Source organism: Pseudomonas sp. 14P5.3.2, from assembly GCF_057799175.1.
Genome location: NZ_JBYOKU010000036.1, coordinates 37,157 through 59,015 on the forward strand (window position 1 = coordinate 37,157; position 21,859 = coordinate 59,015).

General features: G+C 61.3%; 19 protein-coding genes and 1 tRNA gene. 15 read left to right on the plus strand and 5 right to left on the minus strand.

Annotated elements, in window-relative coordinates; all coding sequences use genetic code 11:
• Positions 1 to 2 precede the first annotated feature (2 nt).
• The 3 genes from pgaB to pgaD are packed head-to-tail and all read left to right on the plus strand — an operon-like array spanning position 3 to position 3,881.
• Entirely contained in the window at positions 3 to 2,000 is a 1,998-nt protein-coding gene (gene pgaB, locus AC27VU_RS23660) for a poly-beta-1,6-N-acetyl-D-glucosamine N-deacetylase PgaB (RefSeq protein WP_400506152.1), read from the plus strand.
• A gap of 1 nt (position 2,001) precedes the next feature.
• The gene (gene pgaC / locus AC27VU_RS23665) at positions 2,002 to 3,357 is read left to right on the plus strand and encodes a poly-beta-1,6-N-acetyl-D-glucosamine synthase (protein WP_488725025.1); all 1,356 of its coding nucleotides are present in this window, start codon (positions 2,002 to 2,004) and stop codon (positions 3,355 to 3,357) included.
• Positions 3,354 to 3,881 (plus strand): poly-beta-1,6-N-acetyl-D-glucosamine biosynthesis protein PgaD, encoded by a 528-nt coding sequence (gene pgaD / locus AC27VU_RS23670; protein ID WP_488725026.1) that lies wholly within the window; start codon positions 3,354 to 3,356, stop codon positions 3,879 to 3,881. Before pgaC ends, pgaD begins: the two co-directional genes overlap by 4 nt.
• A 31-nt stretch (positions 3,882 to 3,912) precedes the next feature.
• Here pgaD and AC27VU_RS23675 read toward each other — a convergent pair whose 3' ends face one another.
• Positions 3,913 to 5,436 carry an FAD-dependent oxidoreductase gene (locus tag AC27VU_RS23675; RefSeq protein WP_488725027.1) on the minus strand — a complete coding sequence of 508 codons (1,524 nt, stop codon included), beginning with the start codon at positions 5,434 to 5,436 and terminating at the stop codon, positions 3,913 to 3,915.
• 139 nt (positions 5,437 to 5,575) lie between these two features.
• Between AC27VU_RS23675 and AC27VU_RS23680 the strand changes: the two genes are divergently transcribed.
• Together AC27VU_RS23680 and AC27VU_RS23685 are read left to right on the plus strand one after the other, a co-directional pair.
• On the plus strand, positions 5,576 to 6,136 hold the full coding sequence (locus AC27VU_RS23680; protein ID WP_003220497.1) for a YbhB/YbcL family Raf kinase inhibitor-like protein: 561 nt from the start codon (positions 5,576 to 5,578) through the stop codon (positions 6,134 to 6,136).
• Between the two features lie 204 nt (positions 6,137 to 6,340).
• Complete coding sequence (locus tag AC27VU_RS23685) at positions 6,341 to 6,577, plus strand: hypothetical protein (protein WP_488725028.1); 237 nt, start codon at positions 6,341 to 6,343, stop codon at positions 6,575 to 6,577.
• Positions 6,578 to 6,654: 77 nt separating this feature from the next.
• Here AC27VU_RS23685 and AC27VU_RS23690 read toward each other — a convergent pair.
• Positions 6,655 to 6,731, minus strand: a tRNA-Arg gene (locus tag AC27VU_RS23690).
• A 445-nt stretch (positions 6,732 to 7,176) separates the two neighbouring features.
• Here AC27VU_RS23690 and gabD point away from each other — a divergent pair.
• The 3 genes from gabD (at position 7,177) to AC27VU_RS23705 (ending at position 11,434) form a co-directional block, all read left to right on the plus strand.
• On the plus strand, positions 7,177 to 8,619 hold the full coding sequence (gene gabD / locus AC27VU_RS23695; RefSeq protein WP_003220501.1) for an NADP-dependent succinate-semialdehyde dehydrogenase: 1,443 nt from the start codon (positions 7,177 to 7,179) through the stop codon (positions 8,617 to 8,619).
• A 185-nt stretch (positions 8,620 to 8,804) separates the two neighbouring features.
• Entirely contained in the window at positions 8,805 to 10,082 is a 1,278-nt protein-coding gene (gene gabT, locus AC27VU_RS23700) for a 4-aminobutyrate--2-oxoglutarate transaminase (protein WP_003220503.1), read from the plus strand.
• Between the two features lie 140 nt (positions 10,083 to 10,222).
• Positions 10,223 to 11,434 (plus strand): HDOD domain-containing protein, encoded by a 1,212-nt coding sequence (locus tag AC27VU_RS23705; RefSeq protein ID WP_488725029.1) that lies wholly within the window; start codon positions 10,223 to 10,225, stop codon positions 11,432 to 11,434.
• Between the two features lie 57 nt (positions 11,435 to 11,491).
• Here the strand turns inward: AC27VU_RS23705 and AC27VU_RS23710 are convergent, their stop codons facing one another.
• On the minus strand, positions 11,492 to 12,481 hold the full coding sequence (locus AC27VU_RS23710; RefSeq protein WP_488725030.1) for a GGDEF domain-containing protein: 990 nt from the start codon (positions 12,479 to 12,481) through the stop codon (positions 11,492 to 11,494).
• A gap of 248 nt (positions 12,482 to 12,729) precedes the next feature.
• Entirely contained in the window at positions 12,730 to 13,914 is a 1,185-nt protein-coding gene (gene desA / locus AC27VU_RS23715; protein ID WP_103485241.1) for a delta-9 fatty acid desaturase DesA, read from the minus strand.
• A gap of 146 nt (positions 13,915 to 14,060) precedes the next feature.
• Between desA and dibA the strand changes: the two genes are divergently transcribed.
• From dibA to AC27VU_RS23745, 6 genes are all read left to right on the plus strand, one after another.
• Positions 14,061 to 15,980 (plus strand): phosphodiesterase DibA, encoded by a 1,920-nt coding sequence (dibA, locus tag AC27VU_RS23720; RefSeq protein ID WP_473018566.1) that lies wholly within the window; start codon positions 14,061 to 14,063, stop codon positions 15,978 to 15,980.
• 290 nt (positions 15,981 to 16,270) lie between these two features.
• Entirely contained in the window at positions 16,271 to 16,453 is a 183-nt protein-coding gene (gene oscA / locus AC27VU_RS23725) for a sulfur starvation response protein OscA (protein WP_003220508.1), read from the plus strand.
• 137 nt (positions 16,454 to 16,590) lie between these two features.
• Positions 16,591 to 17,604, plus strand: a complete 1,014-nt coding sequence (locus tag AC27VU_RS23730; protein WP_027611146.1) for a sulfate ABC transporter substrate-binding protein — start codon at positions 16,591 to 16,593, stop codon at positions 17,602 to 17,604.
• Positions 17,605 to 17,778: 174 nt separating this feature from the next.
• Positions 17,779 to 18,597, plus strand: a complete 819-nt coding sequence (gene cysT, locus AC27VU_RS23735; protein ID WP_003220511.1) for a sulfate ABC transporter permease subunit CysT — start codon at positions 17,779 to 17,781, stop codon at positions 18,595 to 18,597.
• A gap of 13 nt (positions 18,598 to 18,610) precedes the next feature.
• The gene (gene cysW / locus AC27VU_RS23740; RefSeq protein WP_003220512.1) at positions 18,611 to 19,483 is read left to right on the plus strand and encodes a sulfate ABC transporter permease subunit CysW; all 873 of its coding nucleotides are present in this window, start codon (positions 18,611 to 18,613) and stop codon (positions 19,481 to 19,483) included.
• Positions 19,484 to 19,486: 3 nt separating this feature from the next.
• Complete coding sequence (locus AC27VU_RS23745) at positions 19,487 to 20,476, plus strand: sulfate/molybdate ABC transporter ATP-binding protein (RefSeq protein ID WP_488725031.1); 990 nt, start codon at positions 19,487 to 19,489, stop codon at positions 20,474 to 20,476.
• Between the two features lie 81 nt (positions 20,477 to 20,557).
• Here AC27VU_RS23745 and AC27VU_RS23750 read toward each other — a convergent pair whose 3' ends face one another.
• Positions 20,558 to 21,082: an Mpo1 family 2-hydroxy fatty acid dioxygenase gene (locus AC27VU_RS23750; protein ID WP_338800499.1), complete on the minus strand. Its 525-nt coding sequence runs from the start codon at positions 21,080 to 21,082 to the stop codon at positions 20,558 to 20,560.
• Positions 21,083 to 21,164: 82 nt separating this feature from the next.
• Between AC27VU_RS23750 and AC27VU_RS23755 the strand changes: the two genes are divergently transcribed.
• A complete protein-coding gene (locus tag AC27VU_RS23755; protein ID WP_282413527.1) occupies positions 21,165 to 21,842 on the plus strand; it encodes a Crp/Fnr family transcriptional regulator in 678 nt (225 codons plus the stop codon).
• Positions 21,843 to 21,859 lie beyond the last annotated feature (17 nt).

Sequence of the window (21,859 nt, forward strand, 5' to 3'; positions counted from 1 at the left end):
AGATGCCATTGATTTCGCGTTTCATCCTTCTGCTGGGAGTGCTGCTGGTCAGCGCCTGTGCCCAGCAAGCCCCGGCCTTCGCGCCGCCGTCGGAACGACCGCTGGCGGCCAGCGAAAAACCGTGGCCGAAAAATCACGTGCTGGGCATTGCTTATCACGACATCGAAGACCGCGATCCGGATCAGGCGGTGGTGGCAGTACGTACCGAACGCATGATCGAACAGTTGGCCTGGCTGCGGGAGAACGGCTACAAGCCGGTGACGGTCGACCAGATCATGGCCGCCCGCAAGGGTGGGCCGGAGCTGCCGCCGAAGGCGATTCTGCTCAGTTTCGACGATGGTTATTCGAGCTTCTATACCCGCGTGCTGCCGGTGCTGCGCGCCTACAACTGGCACGCACTGCTCGCGCCGGTCGGCACCTGGATCGATACACCCTCCAACCAACGGGTGGATTTCGCTGGCGATATGCGCCCGCGTTCCGAGTTTCTGACCTGGGACCAGGTGCGGGAAATCTCGCAATCGGGGCTGGTGGAAATCGCCGCTCACACCGACGCGAGCCACAAGGGCATCCTCGCCAATCCGCAGGGCAACCTGCAGCCAGCGGCCGCGACCCGGCGTTATGATCCGGTGACCAAACGCTATGAATCGGAAGATGATTTCCGCGCACGGATTCGCAACGACGTGGTGACCATTTCGGAAAAAATCCGCAAGGTCACCGGCAAGAAGCCGCGCGTCTGGGTCTGGCCGTACGGGACGGCGGATGGCACTTCGCTGACGGTGATTGGCGAAGAAGGCTATGAATTGGCTCTGACGCTCGACGACGGCCTCGACGCTCTCGACAACCTGATGAGCAGCCCGCGCTTCCTCGTTGCCTCCGATCCTGACGGCGAACACTTCGCCAACAGCATCGTCGCGGTGCAGTCGGATTTCACCATGCGCGTGGTGCATGTGGATCTGGACAATGTCTACGACCCTGATCCGGCGCAGCAGGAAATCAACCTCGGCAAGCTGATCCAGCGCATGGCCGACATGGGCGCGAACACCGTGTTCCTGCAGGCCTTCGCCGATCCGAAGGGCGATGGTCTGGTGCACTCGCTGTATTTCCCCAACCGTCACTTGCCGGTGCGCGCCGATATCTTCGACCGTGTAGCCTGGCAACTGCGGACACGGGCCCACGTGAAAGTGTTCGCGTGGATGCCGGTGCTGAGTTTCGGCCTCGATGCGAAGCTGCCGCGCGTAACTCGCTGGGATCCGAAGACCGGCACCACTGCGGTGGATCCGGACCAGTACCAGCGTCTGTCGCCGTTCGATCCGCAAGTGCGGCGGATCATTGGCGAAATCTACGAAGACGTGGCGCGCCTGACCTCGGTCGACGGCATCCTTTACCACGACGACGCGGTGCTGTCGGACTTCGAAGATGCCAGCCCGCAAGCGCTGAAAGCTTATGCAGCACACGGCTTGCCGGGTTCGATTGCCGCGCTGCGCGCCGATCCGGCGGCGATGCAGCGCTGGACGCGCTTCAAGAGCCAATACCTGATCGACTTCACCAACGAGCTGACCGCCAAAGTCCGGGCTATCCGTGGCCCACAGGTGCTGACCGCGCGCAATATCTTCGCCGAACCGGTGCTCAATCCCGACAGCGAAGCCTGGTTCGCGCAGAACCTCGACGACTTCCTCGTGGCCTACGACTGGACGGCGCCGATGGCCATGCCGCTGATGGAAAAACAGACCCAGGCGCAATCCGGCCCGTGGCTCGAAGCGCTGGTGGCAAAGATCAAACAGCGCCCCGGCGCCCTGGACCGCACGGTGTTCGAACTGCAGGCCCGCGACTGGACGAAAAAGGATCAGGCCGACATCGACGGTGCGCAACTGGCCGACTGGATGGGCCGGCTCAAGCGTCAGGGTGCGACCAGCTTCGGTTACTACCCGGACAACTTCCTCGACAACCTGCCGGACCTGAAAACCGTAAGGCCTGCGCTCTCCAACAAATGGAACCCATGACATGCTGGATAGACTGTTAGCCCTGCTTGTTCTGGCGCTCGTCCTCGGCGTGCCGCTGGGGTTGATCTTCCTGGTCACCGGGCAGTTCCTGATGGACTTCGTGTTCTTCTACCCGTTGTTCATGTCCGGGCTGTGGATTGCCGGCGGCCTGTATTTCTGGCTGCACTGGGAGCGCCATTGGCCATGGAAGGACGACACCCTGCCGCCGCCACTGGAAGGCGAGCCGCTGATCTCGATCCTGATTCCTTGCTACAACGAAGGTGAAAACGCCGCCGACACCATTCACGCGGCGCTGGCCCAGCATTACCCGAACATCGAAGTCATCGCGATCAACGACGGCTCCAAGGACAACACCGCCGAAGTGCTCGACCGGCTGGCCAAGGAAGACCCACGCCTGCGGGTGCTGCATCTGGCGGAAAACCAGGGCAAGGCTGTGGCCTTGCGCATGGGCGCCATTGCTGCGCGCAGCGAATATCTGGTGTGCATCGACGGTGACGCGTTGCTTGCGCCGAATACCGCGGCCTATCTGGTAGCGCCGATGCTCGACAACGCGCGCCTCGGCGCGGTGACCGGCAACCCGCGGATTCGCACGCGTTCGACGCTGGTCGGGCGAGTGCAGGTTGGCGAGTTCTCATCGATCATCGGGCTGATCAAGCGCACGCAACGGGTGTTCGGGCGGATCTTCACCGTGTCCGGCGTGATCGTCGCGTTCCGCCGTACGGCGCTGAACCGGGTCGGCTACTGGAGCCCGGACATGATCACCGAAGACATCGACATCAGCTGGAAGCTGCAACTCGATCACTGGAGCATCTTCTACGAACCGCGTGCGCTGTGCTGGATCCTCATGCCGGAGACCCTGCGCGGCCTGTGGAAGCAGCGCCTGCGCTGGGCGCAGGGTGGCGCCGAAGTGCTGTTCAAGAACATCCGCGGCATCTGGCAGTACCGCCATCGTTATCTGTGGCCACTGCTGTTTGAATACTGCCTGTCGACCGGTTGGGCCTTCACCTTCCTGCTGTCGGTGATCTTCTGGGGCGTCGGCAAGTTCGTGGTCATGCCCGACGCCATCGCCGTACACCACCTGATGCCGCCGGCGTTCACCGGACTGTTGCTGGCGTTCGTCTGTCTGGTGCAGTTCGCGGTCAGTATCGTTATCGACCGGCGCTACGAACCGGGGCTGGGCCGAACCATGTTCTGGGTGGTGTGGTATCCGCTGGTGTTCTGGTTCATCAGCCTGCTGACCACGCTCGTCAGTTTTCCCAAAGTGCTGTTCGGCCAACATCAGAAGCGTGCGCGTTGGGTCAGTCCTGACCGGGGTATCAAACCGGCCGGAGACGACGAAGAGGAGGTCATCAAATGAAAATCATCCGGACCCGCCAGCGGCCATTTCTGGTGGTGGTCGATGTGATCCTCACCGTACTGGCCTGGGTTGGCCTGCTGTACCTGCTGATTCGCGGGTTGTGGCCATTGATCGAGACGCACGCCGGCGGACCGCGGATCGACAGTTCGGCGTTCGAGGCCCTGGGTACGTTGGAGATTTACCTGTGGGTGGCGCTGGTCAATGCGGTCATTCTGATTGGCTGGGCGCGCTATCAGCAGCGCAAAAGCCGAAGCTTCGCGCAGCGTCGATTACCGGCACCGGTTGTCGATGACGAAGGCCTGAGCAAGAGCTTCAAGATCTGCGATGACCGCTTGCAGCAGCTGCGCACCCCCGGGGTGATCACCATTCATAACGACCAGGAGGGCGATGTCAGCCGTGTCGTGCTGAACTTCAGGCCAGTGGAGGCCACGGAACTGCCACCGCCGCTGGCGCCGCTGGAGCATCCACGGATAATCTTTCTGCACTCGGAAGACGATGACAATCGCGGGCCGACGGCTCACTGAACGGCTCACGCAACCTCGGCAGGAGCTGTATTCACCCGCGAATCAGCTCCCACGCTTCCTCCATCTCCAGCGGTTGCTTCATGCGTTCGGCGAGCATGGCCATCTCCCGCTCTTTCTCGCACGCCACGGCGGCAACGACGACGCCGTTTTTGCCGAACAGGCCGAGGAACGGTGGCTGTTCTGGCTCGCCGATGAACTCCACTTCATCCCAATGTTCGGCGTGGCCCAAGTAGTCGTAGTTCTTGCCGAAGTGCCAGGTCCAGAAAAACGGTACGTCCAGATAATGCTCGTCAGCGCCGAGCATGTTGGCGGCGGCGATGCGCGCGTGTTGCTGGGCCAGGCGCCAGTGTTCGATGCGTTGTGGCTGGCCGTTCAAGGGAAAGGTCGCGATGTCGCCAATCGCCCACAGGCCTTCAGCGACGCGCATGCCGGCATCGACCCGCAATGACTGATCCTTTTCCCTGGGCAGCGAGGCGAAGGCCTCGGTGGCCGGACGTACGCCGATCCCTGCCAGCACCAGATCCGCCTTCACCCGCAGGCCGTTATCCAGCAGCACTGCCTCCACCTTGCCTTCACCAACGATTTCCCGCGCTTGATGCTCAGCGATGAACTTCACCCCGTTTTTTTCGTGAAGTGCACGGATCGCTTTGCCCACGGCTTCGCCGAACTGCGCGGCGAACGGTACCTGGTGCCGCGCCAGCACGGTCACTTCGAGGCCGTGCTGGCGCAACGCCGAAGCGCATTCGAGGGCGATAAAGCTGTCACCGATGATGACCGCGCGTTGCTCCGCCTTGGCTGCGCTCATGATCTGCCCGGCTTGCGCCTTCGAGCGCAGGACAAAGACTTGCGGCAGATCGGCGCCGGGCAGCTCCAGTGAATTGGGCACAGCACCGGTGGCCAGCACGGCCGCGTCGTAACGCAGGGATTGGCCCTCGCGCAGGTGCAGGATTTTGCCGTCGACATCGATTGAACGGACTTCGTCCTGAAGGCGTTCGAGGCGTTGTTCACGGTAAAAATCGTCATCACGCAGCGGCGGGGTTTCGCTGACTTGCATCTCTGCGGCGAGGACGAATTTGCTCAGCACCGTACGGTCATAGCCGGCATCGGGTTCATGGTCGATCATCACGACGCGGCCACCAAAGCCCTTTTCCCGTAGCGCCGCCGCACACGCCGTGCCTGCTGCTCCGGCACCGACGATCACAAAGGTGCGCGCATCATCGGCCGGTGGAACATGCGGATCGAATATCGGCTGATCATCCACCCAGACTTCATCACCACGCATTTCCAGCGGATAACGCTTGAGGCTGTCCAGCGCCGGCGGTTCGCACAGTGCACCGTCCTCGGCGCGGAACGCGGCTTTGTGCCACGGGCAGATCAGACGACCATGGCACAGCGCTCCGTCAGCCAATGGCGCACCGGCGTGTGGGCATTCGCCCTGAAATGCACGTAATTGGCCGGCGACACGCAACAAAACCAGCTTGCAGTCGCCGATCTGCACCGGCAGGCCACGGTCTTCAGGGACATCGGCGAAACGGGCGACACGGTGCAGGCTCATGTTCGTGCTCCTGGCAGGTATTTCTCTTACGAGTTTGCGGCGCAGTGCGAGGTTCAGCCAATTGCTACTGCCACGGCACGAACGGTACGGCTATAGTTTGCAGGCCGACGAAGGCCCAACTGCACAAGGTGCTCCCGGAATGACCCGATTGACCTCTCTAAACCCTTGGCTGGCGGCCGTCGCCGTCGCCCTTTGCGTGCAGTTTCCGGCGCAGGCGGCCGAGCGCTTTACCCTCGACATCCCCGGTGTCTCGGACAACCGCCTGTTCACCTCGGCTGCCGCGAGCGATGCGGCAGGCTGTGGCGGCAAGAACCAGTCGCCAGCGCTGGCCTGGAATGCGGGCCCTGCCGGTACGCTGAGCTACGCGATCGTCATGCACGATCCGGACGGCCAGAAAGGCCTGGGCGTCGATCACTGGATTCACTACGGCATCAAGGCCACCACCCGGCAGATCCCGGCCGGTGTCGGCGCCAAATCCAACCTGGAAGGCGTGGGCGGTACCAACACCAAAGGCACCACCCACTACATCGGGCCTTGCCCTCCGGTCGGCGACAGCGCCCACCACTACATCATTCAGATCTACGCCCTCGATCTGGCCCCGGACGCCTTGCCCGCCGGCCTGACCCGCGCCGAGCTGATGGACAAAATCAAAGGCCACGTACTGCGTAACAGCAGCGTGGTGCGGCGTTATCACCGCTGAAAATAATTCGGCGGCGTTTAACCCGATCTGAAGGGGCTGCCTGCCTCAGTGGATGAATGATCACGTTCATTCACTGAGGCGGGCAGCCCATGTTCGTTGCCTGCCTTTACCGCGACGCCTGTGCCGCGAACAAATCCGCTGCCAGCGAGCGGATGAATCTCCAGCCATTTGGCATTGCCCGGCAAAAACGCGCACTATCGGGCCATGGCTGAAGCGCTGGAGAACAAAGTGGCACCAAAAATCGACCGCATCGCCCAACTCCTCAACTGCCCGCAGAAGGGCGAGGAGATGCGGCGAGCGATTACCGAGGCTCGCAAGGAGTTTCTGCTGAACCAGTCGGAAGAAGACGTCGTCGAAGAGGACGAGGTTTTTGAGGAGGTTGAGGAAGATCAGGAAGACGAAGACGACGATTACGACGAGTTTGACTGGACGACGGAGTGACCGCCGCCAGAGGACTGCGTTGCGCCCACAAAAAAGCCCCGGACCATCACAGTCCGGGGCTTTCTCGTTTCAATTCATGGCGCACCAGGCGGGATTCGAACCCACGACCCCTGCCTTCGGAGGGCAGTACTCTATCCAGCTGAGCTACTGGTGCAGCGGGCGACATCATACCTAGGTCGGCTCGGGGCGTCCATGCCGGGTTTGGGCGGGTTTTGTCAGTGCGCGTGTCGGTGCGCAGACGCTGCATTCCTTAAAGCTGTAACGTCCTGCAAAACCCTCGCTTGGCGCTTTTTCCCGGCTGATCTATGGTTTGGCTGCGGCCGGGGGTTTTTGCTCGTTGATCTGAAAAAACCAGCAAACGCTGGGTTTTTGTTCTTTTTTTCGAACGGCCTATTGTCCTTTAACCCCTTTGCTCCTACGATCCGTTTGAGATTTCAAACGCTCTTTGATCGGGTGTTGAGCCGCACGTGTTTGCAACCGTGCGCTATTTAGAGGTTTCAGCCCGGTCCATGATTTCCCTGACGGCAGCCTTGCGAGGCGCCTTTCTACAATCATAATTTTGCTCCGCGCAGGCCGCGGTGCTGTTAAGGAAAGCCGACATGCAGCTTAAAGATACCCAGTTGTTCCGCCAGCAAGCCTTCATTGATGGTGCTTGGGTCGATGCGGACAACGGTCAGACGATCAAGGTCAACAACCCGGCCACCGGCGAAATCCTCGGCACCGTGCCGAAAATGGGCGCCGCCGAAACCCGCCGTGCCATCGAAGCCGCTGACAAAGCGCTGCCGGCCTGGCGTGCACTGACCGCCAAGGAGCGTGCAGGCAAGCTGCGTCGCTGGTTCGAACTGATGATCGAGAACCAGGACGACCTCGCGCGCCTGATGACCCTCGAGCAGGGCAAGCCGCTGGCTGAAGCCAAGGGCGAAATCGTTTACGCCGCTTCGTTCATCGAGTGGTTCGCCGAAGAAGCCAAGCGCATCTACGGCGACGTGATCCCGGGCCACCAGCCAGACAAGCGCCTGATCGTGATCAAGCAGCCGATCGGCGTGACCGCCGCGATCACCCCGTGGAACTTCCCGGCGGCGATGATCACCCGTAAAGCCGGTCCGGCGCTGGCCGCCGGTTGCACCATGGTGCTCAAGCCGGCGTCGCAAACCCCATTCTCCGCCTTCGCCCTGGCCGAACTGGCGCAGCGCGCCGGCATCCCTAAAGGCGTGTTCAGCGTGGTCTCCGGCAGCGCCGGCGACATCGGCAGCGAGCTGACCAGCAACCCGATCGTGCGCAAGCTGTCCTTCACCGGCTCGACCGAAATCGGTCGTCAGCTGATGGCGGAATGCGCCAAGGACATCAAGAAAGTCTCGCTGGAACTGGGCGGCAACGCGCCGTTCATCGTGTTCGACGACGCAGACCTGGATAAGGCCGTCGAAGGCGCGATCATCTCCAAGTACCGCAACAACGGCCAGACCTGCGTCTGCGCCAACCGTCTGTACATTCAGGATTCGGTCTACGACGCGTTCGCCGAGAAGCTGAAAGTGGCGGTGGCCAAGCTGAAGATCGGCAACGGTCTGGAAGAAGGCACCACCACTGGCCCGCTGATCGACGAGAAAGCCGTGGCCAAGGTGCAAGAGCACATCGCTGACGCCGTGGCCAAAGGCGCCACCGTGCTGGCCGGTGGCAAGCCGATGGAAGGCAACTTCTTCGAGCCGACCATCCTGACCAACGTGCCGAAAGATGCCGCTGTCGCCAAGGAAGAAACCTTCGGCCCGCTGGCACCGCTGTTCCGCTTCAAAGACGAAGCCGAAGTGATCGCGATGTCCAACGACACCGAGTTCGGTCTGGCTTCCTACTTCTACGCTCGCGACCTGGGCCGGGTGTTCCGTGTGGCTGAAGCCCTGGAATACGGCATGGTCGGCGTCAACACCGGGTTGATCTCCAACGAAGTCGCGCCGTTCGGCGGCATCAAGGCGTCGGGCCTGGGCCGTGAAGGCTCCAAGTACGGCATCGAGGATTACCTGGAAATCAAATACCTCTGCCTGGGCATCTAAGCCGGGAAAGGGATCGCTGCAAACGCAAAGGGCACGAGAGCGCTGTCCCTTTGCGTCGTTTCAAACCGGAATTTTCTCTGCGGCCGGGAACGCCGTGGCAGTCGATCATCGCATGCTGCCACCGCCGATTTCTCCCGCTTAATCCTTGAACCACGCCGCCCGATGAGCGGTGAATGAGGACTGTAATGAGCAAGACTAACGCTGAACTGATGGCCCGCCGTACCGCTGCTGTTCCACGTGGTGTTGGCCAGATTCACCCGATCTTCGCTGAATCGGCGAAGAACGCGACCGTGACCGACGTTGAAGGTCGTGAATTCATCGACTTCGCCGGCGGTATCGCTGTGCTGAACACCGGCCACGTGCACCCGAAAATCATTGCGGCCGTGACCGAACAGCTGAACAAGCTGACCCACACCTGCTTCCAGGTACTGGCCTACGAGCCGTACGTTGAGCTGTGCGAAAAGATCAACGCCAAGGTGCCAGGTGATTTCGCCAAGAAAACCCTGCTGGTGACCACCGGTTCCGAAGCCGTGGAAAACGCCGTGAAAATCGCCCGTGCCGCCACTGGCCGTGCCGGTGTGATCGCCTTCACCGGCGCTTACCACGGTCGCACCATGATGACCCTGGGCCTGACCGGTAAAGTCGTGCCTTACTCGGCCGGCATGGGCCTGATGCCAGGCGGCATCTTCCGCGCGCTGTACCCGAACGAACTGCACGGTGTGAGCATCGACGATTCGATCGCGTCCATCGAACGCATCTTCAAGAACGACGCCGAGCCGAAAGACATCGCCGCGATCATCATCGAGCCTGTGCAGGGTGAAGGTGGTTTCTACGTCGCGCCGAAAGAATTCATGAAGCGTCTGCGCGCCCTGTGCGACCAGCACGGCATCCTGCTGATCGCTGACGAAGTGCAGACCGGCGCTGGCCGTACCGGCACCTTCTTCGCCATGGAACAGATGGGCGTTGCTGCCGATCTGACCACCTTCGCCAAATCCATCGCTGGCGGCTTCCCGCTGGCCGGTGTCTGCGGCAAGGCCGAATACATGGACGCCATCGCTCCAGGCGGCCTCGGCGGCACCTACGCCGGTAGCCCGATCGCTTGCGCTGCGGCCCTGGCCGTGATGGAAGTGTTCGAAGAAGAACAACTGCTGGACCGCTGCAAGGCTGTCGGCGAGCGTCTGGTGACTGGCCTGAAGGCCATTCAGGCCAAGTACCCGGTGATCGGCGAAGTGCGTGCCCTGGGCGCGATGATTGCGGTCGAGCTGTTCGAAAACGGCGACAGCCACAAGCCAAACCCGACTGCCGTTGCGGCAGTCGTGGCCAAGGCGCGTGACAAGGGCCTGATCCTGCTGTCCTGCGGCACCTACGGCAACGTGCTGCGCGTACTCGTACCGCTGACCTCGCCGGACGAGCAACTGGACAAAGGTCTGGCGATCATCGAAGAGTGCTTCTCGGAGCTGTAAGCCCGGCACTGTGTGATCGGCTCGACAAAAAACCCGCTTCGGCGGGTTTTTTTACGTCCCTTGAAACACATCAGGCGCTTTTGCGCTGTATCGAAAGGCCAGCATTGGCTAAGGTTCAGGCATTGCAAGGGAGAGCGCGCATGACTGCCGTTGATTTACCCGCCGTACCTCGGGTGCTGATTGCCGAGGCTGACCCATGGTCTCGTGACCTGCTCAAACAAGTGCTGCTCAATGTGCGCTGCGATGCGCGACTGGATCTGTGTGCCGACGGCCAGCAAGCGCTGTCGTTGCTTAGCGAAGTGCCGTATGACCTGGCCATCGTCGATTGGGAGTTGCCGGGCATCGACGGTCTGAGCGTGCTGCGCAGCGTACGCCAGCGCAAACGCAATCCGCCGCTGCCGTTCATTCTGATGAGCAGTCGCAACGACAGCGCCAGCGTGCGCGAAGCCATACCGCTGGCCCCGACGGCCTACCTGACCAAACCGTTGAACATGGAAAGCCTGACCGAGCGGCTGCAGGGTTTGCTGCTGAACGCGGGTGAAGAGGTGTTCTGCGAAGTGCCGACGCTGGCGCCGGGCATGACCTTGTCGGTGTTCCTCGAGCGACGCCGCGAGCAGGCCGATGGCGCGCCCTTGATGACCGATGTGCAGGTGGCGGTCAAACGTAGCCTCAATCCCAATGGCCTCGACCTGAAGCTGCTGGAAGAAGAGATCCGCACTGATCCGCAGATCACCGCCGTGCTGATCGCCGCCGCCAACAGCGCGGCGCAGCATCATGGCGCCGCGGTGCAGACCCTCGGACAGGCGCTGCATCGCCTCGGCACCGGGCAGAGCATGAACCTGATCCTCGGCCTGGCGCTCAAACGCAGCGCCAGGCTCAGTGACCCGTGCCTGGCGGACTACGCCGAGCGCTACTGGGGGCTGTCGCTGCACACCGCCGAATACGCCCGCACCCTGGCGCGCCTGCTCGATCTGGATCAGGAGCGCTGCTACTGCGCCGGTATGTTGCATCGTCTCGGTGACCTGGCGTTGCTGCGCTGTTTGCAGGAGTGGCAGCAGGCTGGTGGCGCACTGGATGAACTGGAGGAAGTCGGCGAGGCGCTGGCGGAATTTGGCGCGGCCTACGGTTCGGCGTTGCGCACACGCTGGCGCTTGCCGCTGGAGTTGCGGGAGTTGATTGCGTCGGTCTACCAGCTCGGTGGCGGGGTGTATTCCCGTGAGGCGCTGGTGATGAACATGGCAGCGCAAATGGCCCGTCTGACCGAGCATGAGGGCGTTGAAGAGCTGGCGAAGAGTCGTACGGCGCGGCTGCTGAAGATCGGGCTGCCGGAATTGATGCGGATGCGTAAGTAACCGGATTTGCATAAAGCCCGCTCCCACATTGGATCTCTGGGTGGCTGAAATTCTGGATCAGGCAGAGATGATCCGGTTCTTGCCCTGACGCTTGGCCTCATACATTGCCGCATCCGCCCGGGCGAACAGGCTGTCGAGGCTTTGGTCTTCGTCCTTGAGGCTGGTCAATCCCTGGCTGACGGTGATGCTGAAGGTCTGGCCGTCGATATTGAAGCTCAACCGCTGAATCTCCTGCTGCAGCCGCTCGGCCACCTGCATCGCCATGTCCGGTGCGCAAGCGGGGAACACGGCGGCGAACTCCTCGCCGCCGATACGTCCGAACAGATCGCCGCGGCGTAACGACCCGCGCCCGCACTCGGCGATGCGCTGCAGCACATTGTCACCTTCCGGATGGCCGTAGCTGTCGTTGATCAGCTTGAAGTCATCGATATCCAGCAGCAGAAAGGCTAGAGGCGCACCTTGCAGGCGCGCCTCTTCGAACTCGCGGTTGGCGCATTCGAAGAAATGGCGGCGGTTGCTGCTCTGGGTCAGCACGTCAGTGGTGGCCAGACGTTGCAGCTCGGTTTCCAAGTGCTTTTTGTCGGTGATGTCCTCGGCGATACCGACGATGATCACCGGTTGCCCAGGCTCATCCTGACGGTTGATGAAGCACTTGTCGCTGAGCCAACGGACCTGGCCGTCGGCGGCGATGATCCGGTATTCGCGGTCTTCCACTGCGCCTTTGTGCAGCACTTCGGCAAGGCTGCGTTCGGCGTAGTCCAGATCGTCGGGGTAGATGCTGTCGCGCCACTGGTTGTAGTCGGCCAGCAAGAGCCCTGCGGAGCGACCGAAAATCCGCTCGTAGGCCGGGCTGACATACAGCACCTGACGGGTTTCCCAATTGAAGGCCCAGAGTACCGCGTTGACGCTCACCAGCAATGAGCTGAACAGCTGTTCGCGTTCGCTCAGGCGCGCCACCTCACCTTGGGCGTGCATCAATGCCATCAGGGTTTGCGCGGCTTCGGGCCACTGCGGGAGGGATGAGTCTTTTTGATTGTTGTTGACCATCGGCACTTATCTCAAAGGGCGTGCCGCAATATCGACAACGGCCACAGTACTGCCCGCCGGGGTGGCGAAGTGTCTTTGAGATAGGGGATTGTTGGCTTAGTTCCGCGCTTTTGTGGCGAGGGAGCTTGCTCCCGCCGGGCGGTAGGAACGACGCGTTTTGTCTGTCAAAACGCGTCGCCTGGTCTACGACTGCTGCGCAGTCGATCGGGGATGAGTCCCCCTCACCACAGGGGACTCATTCACCGCAGTCAGACTGCGGCGGGGCGTAACGAGTAGGTTTTCAACTGGTCGGCGAATTCACGCAGGGACTGAATGCCGCTGGCCTCGGCCTCGTGCACCCATTCCTTGATGGCGGCGAGCATGTCGTGGCCATTGGCGCTGGTCTTGACCCAGATCTGCTGCAGGGCCAGGCGTTTTTCATAAATGACCTTCAGCGCCTGGCTGTGCTCGAGCATGTTCTGGATGCGCAAGTGATGACGATCTTCCAGCAGGCTGGTTTCCCGTGACAGCAGGCGTTTGGCCCGATGGAATTGGTGGCGTACCGAATGATCGACCTTGTCCAGCTCCTGCTTGACCAGTGGGCCGATGACCAATTTGCGGTACTGGGCCATGATCTGAAACCGGTTGTTGAGGATCGCCATGGCGGTGTCCATGTCCAGACTGCCCTTGCCTTCGACACGGTGGGCAATCGGTGCCACGCGCTGCACCTTGGCCAGACCGAAGAAGCTGAAGACCTTGATCCATGCCCAGCCGAGGTCGAACTCCCACTTCTTCACCGACAGCTTGGCCGAGTTGGGGTAGGTGTGATGGTTGTTGTGCAGTTCTTCGCCACCGATCAGGATGCCCCATGGCACCAGATTGGTTGCCGCATCGCGGCATTCGAAGTTGCGATAGCCAATGGCATGGCCCAGACCGTTGACCACGCCGGCCGCCCAGACCGGGATCCACATCATCTGGATCGCCCAGATGGTGATGCCGATGGTGCCGAACAGCAGCAGGTCGATGACGCCCATGATGGCGACGCCGAGCAGCGGATAGCGGCTGTAGACGTTGCGCTCGATCCAGTCTTCGGGGCAGTTCTTGCCGTAGATGCGCAGGGTCTCCGGGTTCTCGGCTTCGGCGCGATACAGCTCGGCGCCTTTGCGCAGCACGGTGGACAGGCCCTTGATGACCGGACTGTGCGGGTCATCTTCGGTTTCGCATTTGGCGTGGTGTTTGCGGTGGATGGCGGTCCACTCGCGGGTGTTCTGCGCCGTGGTCAGCCACAGCCAGAAGCGGAAAAAGTGTTTCAGACCGGCGTTCAGCTCAAGCGAACGGTGGGCCGAGTAACGGTGCAGATAGACCGTGACGGCGACAATTGTCACGTGGGTCATCAGCAGGGTGACCGCGACCAGTGACCAGGCCGACAAGCCAAGAAAACCTTCGTACCACATAGGCTATAGGGCCCTCGATAAAGATAAAAACAGCCGTTGCATTATCACCAAGCACACAGATAAAACCAGTCGCCCTTTCAGATAAGAGTCGCTGGATGTTTCTTGACCTATAATTCCAACCTTTTTGTAGGGACATGGACAGCCGAATGTCTGCCACTTATCGCGATGCCTTGCGTGCAGCGCTGCTCTATCTCGTGCTTGCCGCCGTCTGGCTGCAAGGTACTGGTTATTTATTAAACAATTTCTTCGATGAGTCCGTCGATCAACTGCGCTGGCAACTGATCAACGGTTACGTCTGGGCGGCGCTCAGTGCCGGGCTGATTTTTCTGGCCCGCGTGCGCTTGTGCGAGTTTCTCGGCATCGGCGCGCGGTTGCGTGAGCGGCAGGCTGATCGCGAGCGCCTGCGCCAGGCGGCAGCGGTGTTCGATTGCACCCGAGAAGGCGTGCTGGTCACCAACCGTCAGGGCCTGATCGTGCACGTCAACCGCGCGTTCATGGAGATCACCGGCTATCAGCGCGAAGAAGTCCTCGGGCATCAACCGAGCCTGTTCAAGTCCGGCCACCATCCGCCGGGCTTCTATCAGGCGATGTTCGCCACGTTGGAGGCGGAGGGTGAATGGAGCGGAGAAATCTGGAACCGGCGTAAAAGCGGCGAGATTTATCCACAGTGGCAGACCATCCGCGTGATTCACGATGATCAGGGCCGGCTCAGTCACTATGTGGCAGTGTTTTCCGACATCAGTGCGATCAAGGACTCCGAACACGAACTCAAGCACCTCGCCCATCACGACCCGCTGACCGATCTGCCCAATCGTCTGTTGTTCAGCGACCGCGCCGAGCAGGCGCTGGCGTCGGCGCAGATCCACAAACGTGGCTGCGCCCTGCTGCTGATCGATCTGGATCACTTCAAGATGATCAATGACAGCCTCGGGCACAACGTTGGGGATCGCCTGCTAAAAGCGGTGTCGGCGCGCCTGCAGGAACTGTTTGGCCCGGGGATTACCCTGGCGCGGCTTGGCGGTGACGAGTTCGCGGTGCTGGCGGAGAGTTGTCCACAGCTGGTTCAGGCGGCGGCGCTGGCCCAACGCATTCTTGATGCACTCAAGCAGCGGTTCTGCATCGATCGGCATGAGCTGTTCATCAACGCCAGTATCGGTATCAGCCTGTTCCCCAGCGATGCATTGAGTGCCGATCAGTTGCTGCGCAATGCCGACGCCGCGCTGTTCAAGGCCAAGAGCAGCGGGCGTAACGGCTACGCGCTGTACACCGAAGAGTTGACCGCGCATGCGCAGCAACGGGTCGAGATTGCCTTCGAGCTGCGTCGCGCGCTGGAGCAGCAGGAGCTGCGCGTCTATTACCAACCGGTTCACGATTTGCACAGCAGTCGGCTGATCGGCGTCGAAGCGCTGGTGCGCTGGGAGCATCCGCAGCGCGGTCTGGTGTCGCCGGCGGAATTCATCCCGATTGCCGAACGCACCGGGCTGATAGCCGAAATCGACGCCTGGGTGATGCGCCAGGCGTGTTCGCAGATGTGCCAATGGCAGCAGGCCGGGGTGGTGTTGTCGTTTGTGGCGGTGAATGTGTCGTCGCGCCTGTTTGCCCGGCGTGAGCTGTACCAGCAGGTGGCGCAGGTGCTGCACGAGACCGGGCTGGATCCGGCGTATCTGGAGCTGGAAGTCACCGAAAGCGCGGTGATGGATGACCCGGAAGTGGCGCTGGAGCAGATGCATCGTCTGCGTGAGTTGGGTATTCGCCTGGCGATTGATGACTTTGGCACCGGGTACTCGTCGTTGCTGCGGCTCAAGCGCTTGCCGGTGCAGAAGTTGAAGATCGATCAGGGTTTCGTCGCCGGTCTGCCGTGGGACGAGGATGATGCGGCGATCGTTCGGGTGATCATCGCCCTGGCTCGCAGCATGGGCATGCAGGTGCATGCCGAAGGCATCGAGCAGGCCGAGCAGGCGGCGTTTCTGCTGGAGCAGGAATGTGATCTGGGGCAGGGTTACTGGTTTGGGCGGCCGGTGCCGGCGGGGGAGATTGATTGGGCGCGGGCACCGTTTATCGGTTGAGTCCGATTCTGTGGCGAGGGAGCTTGCTCCCGCTGGACTGCGTAGCAGGCCCAAAAAAACGGCGAGCGCTTCGCACTCGAGCGGGAGCAAGCTCCCTCGCCACAGGGGGGGCGGTGTTCTTTCGAAGCGGGAACACCACGCAAACCCTTGCTCCGTCAGATAATGTTTTCCAGTTATATAAACATTCTTAAATAGTCTTTTTAAGAATATCTGCGCCTCTCTTATATTGCTCCCACGCCGAACGCAGTGCCGCCCACTGCCAGGCATTTCCCATTCAAAGGAGCAGCACCATGAGCGCATCCCTTCGCAGCGTTGACGGTCAGGACGAAACCACCATTTTGCGTGAGATCCAGAGCGCCCTGCGCGATCTGCGATTTGGCGCGGTGGAGATCACTGTGCACAACGCTCAAGTCGTGCAGATCGAACGCAAAGAGAAATTCCGTTTGCAGCAGCCGGGTAACAAGCCGAGCTGAAAAAGATCGCAGCCTGCGCCAGCTTTTGCAGGGGGGCTGTGCGCAAGCGCTGGCGCAGGCGGCGATCTTTGAATGAGCACCCGATTCCAGCAACACATAAGAAAAAGCCACCACCAAGAATTCCAGGAGCTTTCACCATGTCGTCGATTCGCCGTTACGCTTTGGCCGCGCTGGCCAGTGCTGTGTTTGCCGGTTCCGCGGTTGCCAAGGATTACGAACTGCTCAATGTGTCGTACGACCCGACGCGCGAGCTGTATCAGGACTACAACGCCGAATTCATCAAGTTCTGGCAGAAGGATCATGCCGGCGACACCGTGAAAATCCAGCAATCCCACGGCGGTTCGGGCAAGCAGGGCCGGGCGGTGATTGACGGTCTGCGCGCCGACGTCGTGACCCTGGCCCTGGCCGGCGACATCGACGAAATCGCCAAGCTCGGCAAGACCCTGCCGGCCGACTGGCAGAAGCGTCTGCCGGATGCCAGCACCCCGTACACCTCGACCATCGTGTTCCTGGTGCGCAAGGGCAACCCGAAAGGCATCAAGGACTGGGGCGACCTGGTCAAGAACGACGTCTCGGTGATCACCCCGAACCCGAAAACCTCCGGTGGTGCACGCTGGAACTTCCTCGCCGCGTGGGCCTATGGCCTGAAAGCCAACGGCGGCAGCGAAGAAAAAGCCAAAGAGTACGTACAGACCCTGTTCAAGCACGTGCCGGTATTGGACACCGGTGCTCGCGGCTCGACCATCACCTTCGTCAACAACGGTCAGGGTGACGTGTTGCTGGCCTGGGAAAACGAAGCGTTCCTGGCGCTGAAGGAAGACGGCGGCGCCGACAAGTTCGACATCGTTGTTCCTTCGCTGTCGATCCTTGCCGAGCCACCGGTGGCCGTGGTCGACAAGAACGCCGAGAAGAAGGGCAACGAGCAGATCGCCGAAGCCTACTTGAAGCACCTGTACAGCCCGGCCGGTCAGGAGATCGCGGCGAAGAACTTCTACCGTCCGCGTGACAAGGACGTGGCGGCGAAGTACGCCCAACAGTTCCCTAAACTGGAACTGGTGACCATCGACAAGGACTTCGGCGGCTGGAAATCCGCGCAGCCGAAATTCTTCAACGACGGTGGCGTGTTCGACCAGATCTATCAGGCGCAGTAATCTGACTTTAGCCACACCACGAGCCTGATGCTCAGGCGCGGAAAATGTGGGAGCGGGCTTGCTCGCGAAGGCGGAGTGTCAGACGACCTGAAGTTGACTGATACTCCCTCTTCGCGAGCAAGCCCGCTCCCACATTGATGCGTTCAGCGGAATGCTTTTTAACCAAGGACTTTTATGTCGCGTCGTATCTCCCCCGTCATACCCGGCTTCGGGCTGACGCTGGGCTACACCTTGGTGTACCTCAGCCTGATTGTGCTTATCCCGCTGGCGGCGATGTTCGTCCACGCCGCCCAACTCACCTGGGATCAGTTCTGGACGATCATCACCGCGCCGCGCGTGCTCGCCGCCTTGAAGCTGAGCTTTGGCACGGCGCTGTGTGCCGCGATCATCAACGGCATCATCGGGACGCTGCTGGCCTGGGTACTGGTGCGCTACACGTTCCCGGGACGCAAGGTGATCGACGCGATGATCGACCTGCCGTTCGCCCTGCCGACGGCGGTGGCCGGTATCGCCCTGACCGCGCTGTACACCCCGACCGGTCTGGTCGGCCAGTTCGCCGCCGACCTCGGTTTCAAAATTGCCTATACCCCACTGGGCATCACCCTCGCGCTGACTTTCGTCACCCTGCCGTTCGTGGTGCGCACGGTGCAGCCGGTACTGGCTGACATTCCCCGTGAAGTCGAAGAGGCCGCTGCCTGCCTCGGTGCCAAACCGCTGCAGGTGTTCCGCCACATTCTGGTGCCGGCGCTGTTGCCCGCGTGGCTGACCGGTTTTGCCCTGGCGTTCGCTCGGGGTGTCGGCGAGTACGGCTCGGTGATTTTCATTGCCGGCAACATGCCGATGAAAACCGAGATCCTGCCGCTGCTGATCATGGTCAAACTCGACCAATACGATTACACCGGCGCCACTTCCATCGGCGTGCTGATGCTGGTGGTTTCCTTTGTCCTGTTGCTGCTGATCAACCTGTTGCAGCGGCGCATCGAAACCCCATAAGGAGGCGCGAACCATGTCCCAATCGTCTATTGCGGCCGCGTCCTCGGCCAACGCTGCACGCCGTGGCAGTGCTACGTCACGGCGCGTGCTGATCGGTCTCGGCTGGCTGATCTTTTTCCTGTTTCTGGTGCTGCCGCTGTTCATCGTGGTGTCGCAGGGTTTGAAGAACGGCCTCGGCGCGTTCTTCACCGCGATCTTTGAACCGGACGCCTTGTCGGCGCTGAAACTCACGGTGATCGCCGTGCTGATCTCGGTGCCGCTGAATCTGGTGTTCGGGGTCAGCGCCGCATGGTGCGTGAGCAAGTATTCGTTCCGTGGCAAGAGCATGCTGGTGACGCTGATCGACCTGCCGTTCTCGGTGTCGCCGGTGATCGCCGGTCTGGTCTACGTGTTGATGTTCGGCGCTCAGGGCCTGTTCGGGCCGTGGCTGCAGGATCACGACATCCAGATCGTCTTCGCCCTGCCGGGCATCGTGCTGGCGACGATCTTCGTTACCGTGCCGTTCGTGGCCCGCGAGCTGATTCCGCTGATGCAGGAACAAGGCACGCAGGAAGAAGAAGCCGCGCGGCTGCTCGGCGCCAATGGCTGGCAGATGTTCTGGCATGTCACCGTCCCCAACATCAAGTGGGGCCTGATCTATGGCGTGGTGCTGTGTACCGCGCGGGCCATGGGTGAGTTCGGTGCGGTGTCGGTGGTCTCCGGGCACATTCGCGGGGTGACCAACACCTTGCCGCTGCACGTCGAGATCCTCTACAACGAATACAACCACGTGGCCGCGTTCGCCGTGGCGAGCCTGTTGCTGATCCTGGCGCTCTTCATCCTGCTGCTCAAGCAGTGGAGCGAAAACCGTATCAACCGCCTGCGCGCCAGCGCCGCGGAGGAATAATTCATGTCGATCGAAGTGCGTAACGTCAGCAAGAACTTCAATGCGTTCAAGGCGCTGGACAACATCAGCCTGGACATCCACAGCGGTGAGCTAGTGGCGTTGCTCGGGCCGTCCGGCTGCGGCAAGACCACGCTGCTACGGATCATCGCCGGCCTGGAAACTCCGGATCAGGGCAACATCGTGTTTCACGGCGAAGACGTCTCCGGCCACGACGTACGTGATCGCAACGTCGGTTTCGTGTTCCAGCACTACGCGCTGTTCCGGCATATGACGGTGTTCGACAACGTCGCGTTCGGCCTGCGCATGAAACCGAAAAACCAGCGCCCGAGCGAAAGCCAGATCGCGACTAAAGTTCATGAGCTGCTGAACATGGTGCAGCTGGACTGGCTGGCGGATCGCTACCCGGAACAACTGTCCGGCGGTCAGCGTCAGCGTATCGCCTTGGCCCGTGCCTTGGCGGTGGAACCGAAAGTGCTGCTGCTCGACGAACCGTTCGGCGCGCTCGACGCCAAGGTGCGTAAAGAGCTGCGCCGCTGGCTCGCACGCCTGCACGAAGACATCAACCTGACCTCGGTGTTCGTGACCCACGACCAGGAAGAAGCGATGGAAGTCGCCGACCGCATCGTGGTGATGAACAAGGGCGTGATCGAGCAGATCGGCTCACCAGGCGACGTCTACGAAAACCCGGCCAGCGATTTCGTTTATCACTTCCTCGGTGATTCGAACCGCTTGTTGCTCAGCGACGACAACCACGTGCTGTTCCGTCCGCACGAAGTGTCGTTGTCCAAGCACGAGCTGGAAGATCACCACGCCGCTGAAGTGCGCGATATCCGCCCGTTGGGTGCGACCACGCGAGTGACGTTGAAGGTGGAGGGGCAGACCGATCTGATCGAGGCGGAAGTGGTGAAAGACCATGACAGCCTGATTGGTCTGGCCAGGGGTGAAACGCTGTTCTTCAAGCCGAAGGTCTGGCAGAAAGTCGCCAGCCTCTAAAGTCAAAAGCTTCGCGAGCGGGCTCGCTCCCACCTTTGGAATGCATTCCATTGTGGGAGCGGGCTTGCTCGCGAAAGCGCTCTACACGGCTGCACGATTCGGATTGACCCGCACCACACCCGCCCGCGCCTCGATCTGCTCTTTCAACTCATGGCGCATTCCCAGCAGGAAGGCCACTTCCGCCACCACAAACAGCGGCCCGACAATCAGCCCGCTCACGTCATCGACAAACGCCGGTTTGCGCCCCTCGTAGTGGTGCCCGACAAACTGGATTACCCAGCCAATCACAAACATCGCCAGTCCACTGCTCAGCCAGACCATGGTGCTCTGCTGCGCCAGCGTGTGCCCGGCCCAGACCGACAGGCCCATCAGCACCGTCATCAACACGCCGAGTTTGACTTCCAGGCGCAGGTAGAACCACGCCGACGCCAGTGCCAGCAGCACCGCCGGCGATAGCCACAAGCCACCCAGCGACCACTCTGGTCGCGACAACAACACTGCCACCGCCACCACGATCAGCGGAATGCCGATAAAGTGGCTGGCGATGTTGCGCGGGTCGCGGTGGTAGGCGGCGTATTGACTGAGATGGTCGACGAGGCTTTTCATTGTTGTTCCTCCTGTAGGGTGCGTGCAGCATGCCTCGGGTTCGGCGTTCGCTCTGTCAGGCAGGCGACAATTGGGAGTGTTCATGGATAAGCGTTCACGGCTGCTGACCGGGCAATGGTTCAGTCATCTGCCGGCATCCTTTCAGGATAGTCTGCTGGCGGCGGCTCGGGAGCGGCGGCTGACGGCGGGGCAGCGCTTGTTCCAGCGCGGTGATCCGCCTTGCGGGTTGTACGCGGTGCTCGACGGCGCGATCCGGATCGGGGCGGTGAGCGAGCAGGGCAAGGAGGCGTTGCTGAGCCTGGTCGAGGCGCCGCACTGGTTCGGCGAAATCTGCCTGTTCGATGGCCAGCCACGCACTCACGATGCTTATGCGGTCGGGCCGTGCACCCTGCTGAATATCCCGCAGGCCACGCTGCTGAAAATCCTCGATGAACAGCCGGTATATTGGCGGCACTTGGCGTTGCTGATGAGCCACAAACTGCGCCTGACCTTTATCAATCTCGAACAGTTGAGCCTGCTGCCGGCCCCGGCTCGCCTGGCCCATCGCTTACTGATGATCGCCGAGGGCTACGGTGAAATCGATGCGCCACGCCGGGTCCTGCAACTGCCGCAGGAACAGCTGGCGTCGATGTTGTCGTTGTCACGCCAGACCACCAACCAGATCCTCAAGGATCTGCAGGGGCAGGGGATTATCGGGCTGGGGTATGGCGAGATCGAGATTCTCGATGCCAAGCGATTGCGGGCGCTCGCCACACTCTAAAGAACACTGCCATCCCT

Coding starts and splice junctions, on each gene's coding strand:
- AC27VU_RS23685 (WP_488725028.1), top strand. CDS start 6,341: ATGGCTGAAGCGCTGGAGAACAAAGTGGCACCAAAAATCGACCGCATC.
- gabD (WP_003220501.1), top strand. CDS start 7,177: ATGCAGCTTAAAGATACCCAGTTGTTCCGCCAGCAAGCCTTCATTGAT.
- oscA (WP_003220508.1), top strand. CDS start 16,271: ATGAGCGCATCCCTTCGCAGCGTTGACGGTCAGGACGAAACCACCATT.
- gabT (WP_003220503.1), top strand. CDS start 8,805: ATGAGCAAGACTAACGCTGAACTGATGGCCCGCCGTACCGCTGCTGTT.
- pgaD (WP_488725026.1), top strand. CDS start 3,354: ATGAAAATCATCCGGACCCGCCAGCGGCCATTTCTGGTGGTGGTCGAT.
- AC27VU_RS23705 (WP_488725029.1), top strand. CDS start 10,223: ATGACTGCCGTTGATTTACCCGCCGTACCTCGGGTGCTGATTGCCGAG.
- cysT (WP_003220511.1), top strand. CDS start 17,779: ATGTCGCGTCGTATCTCCCCCGTCATACCCGGCTTCGGGCTGACGCTG.
- AC27VU_RS23730 (WP_027611146.1), top strand. CDS start 16,591: ATGTCGTCGATTCGCCGTTACGCTTTGGCCGCGCTGGCCAGTGCTGTG.
- pgaB (WP_400506152.1), top strand. CDS start 3: ATGCCATTGATTTCGCGTTTCATCCTTCTGCTGGGAGTGCTGCTGGTC.
- AC27VU_RS23750 (WP_338800499.1), bottom strand. CDS start 21,082: ATGAAAAGCCTCGTCGACCATCTCAGTCAATACGCCGCCTACCACCGC.
- AC27VU_RS23745 (WP_488725031.1), top strand. CDS start 19,487: ATGTCGATCGAAGTGCGTAACGTCAGCAAGAACTTCAATGCGTTCAAG.
- cysW (WP_003220512.1), top strand. CDS start 18,611: ATGTCCCAATCGTCTATTGCGGCCGCGTCCTCGGCCAACGCTGCACGC.
- AC27VU_RS23710 (WP_488725030.1), bottom strand. CDS start 12,481: ATGGTCAACAACAATCAAAAAGACTCATCCCTCCCGCAGTGGCCCGAA.
- desA (WP_103485241.1), bottom strand. CDS start 13,914: ATGTGGTACGAAGGTTTTCTTGGCTTGTCGGCCTGGTCACTGGTCGCG.
- pgaC (WP_488725025.1), top strand. CDS start 2,002: ATGCTGGATAGACTGTTAGCCCTGCTTGTTCTGGCGCTCGTCCTCGGC.
- AC27VU_RS23680 (WP_003220497.1), top strand. CDS start 5,576: ATGACCCGATTGACCTCTCTAAACCCTTGGCTGGCGGCCGTCGCCGTC.
- AC27VU_RS23675 (WP_488725027.1), bottom strand. CDS start 5,436: ATGAGCCTGCACCGTGTCGCCCGTTTCGCCGATGTCCCTGAAGACCGT.
- dibA (WP_473018566.1), top strand. CDS start 14,061: ATGTCTGCCACTTATCGCGATGCCTTGCGTGCAGCGCTGCTCTATCTC.
- AC27VU_RS23755 (WP_282413527.1), top strand. CDS start 21,165: ATGGATAAGCGTTCACGGCTGCTGACCGGGCAATGGTTCAGTCATCTG.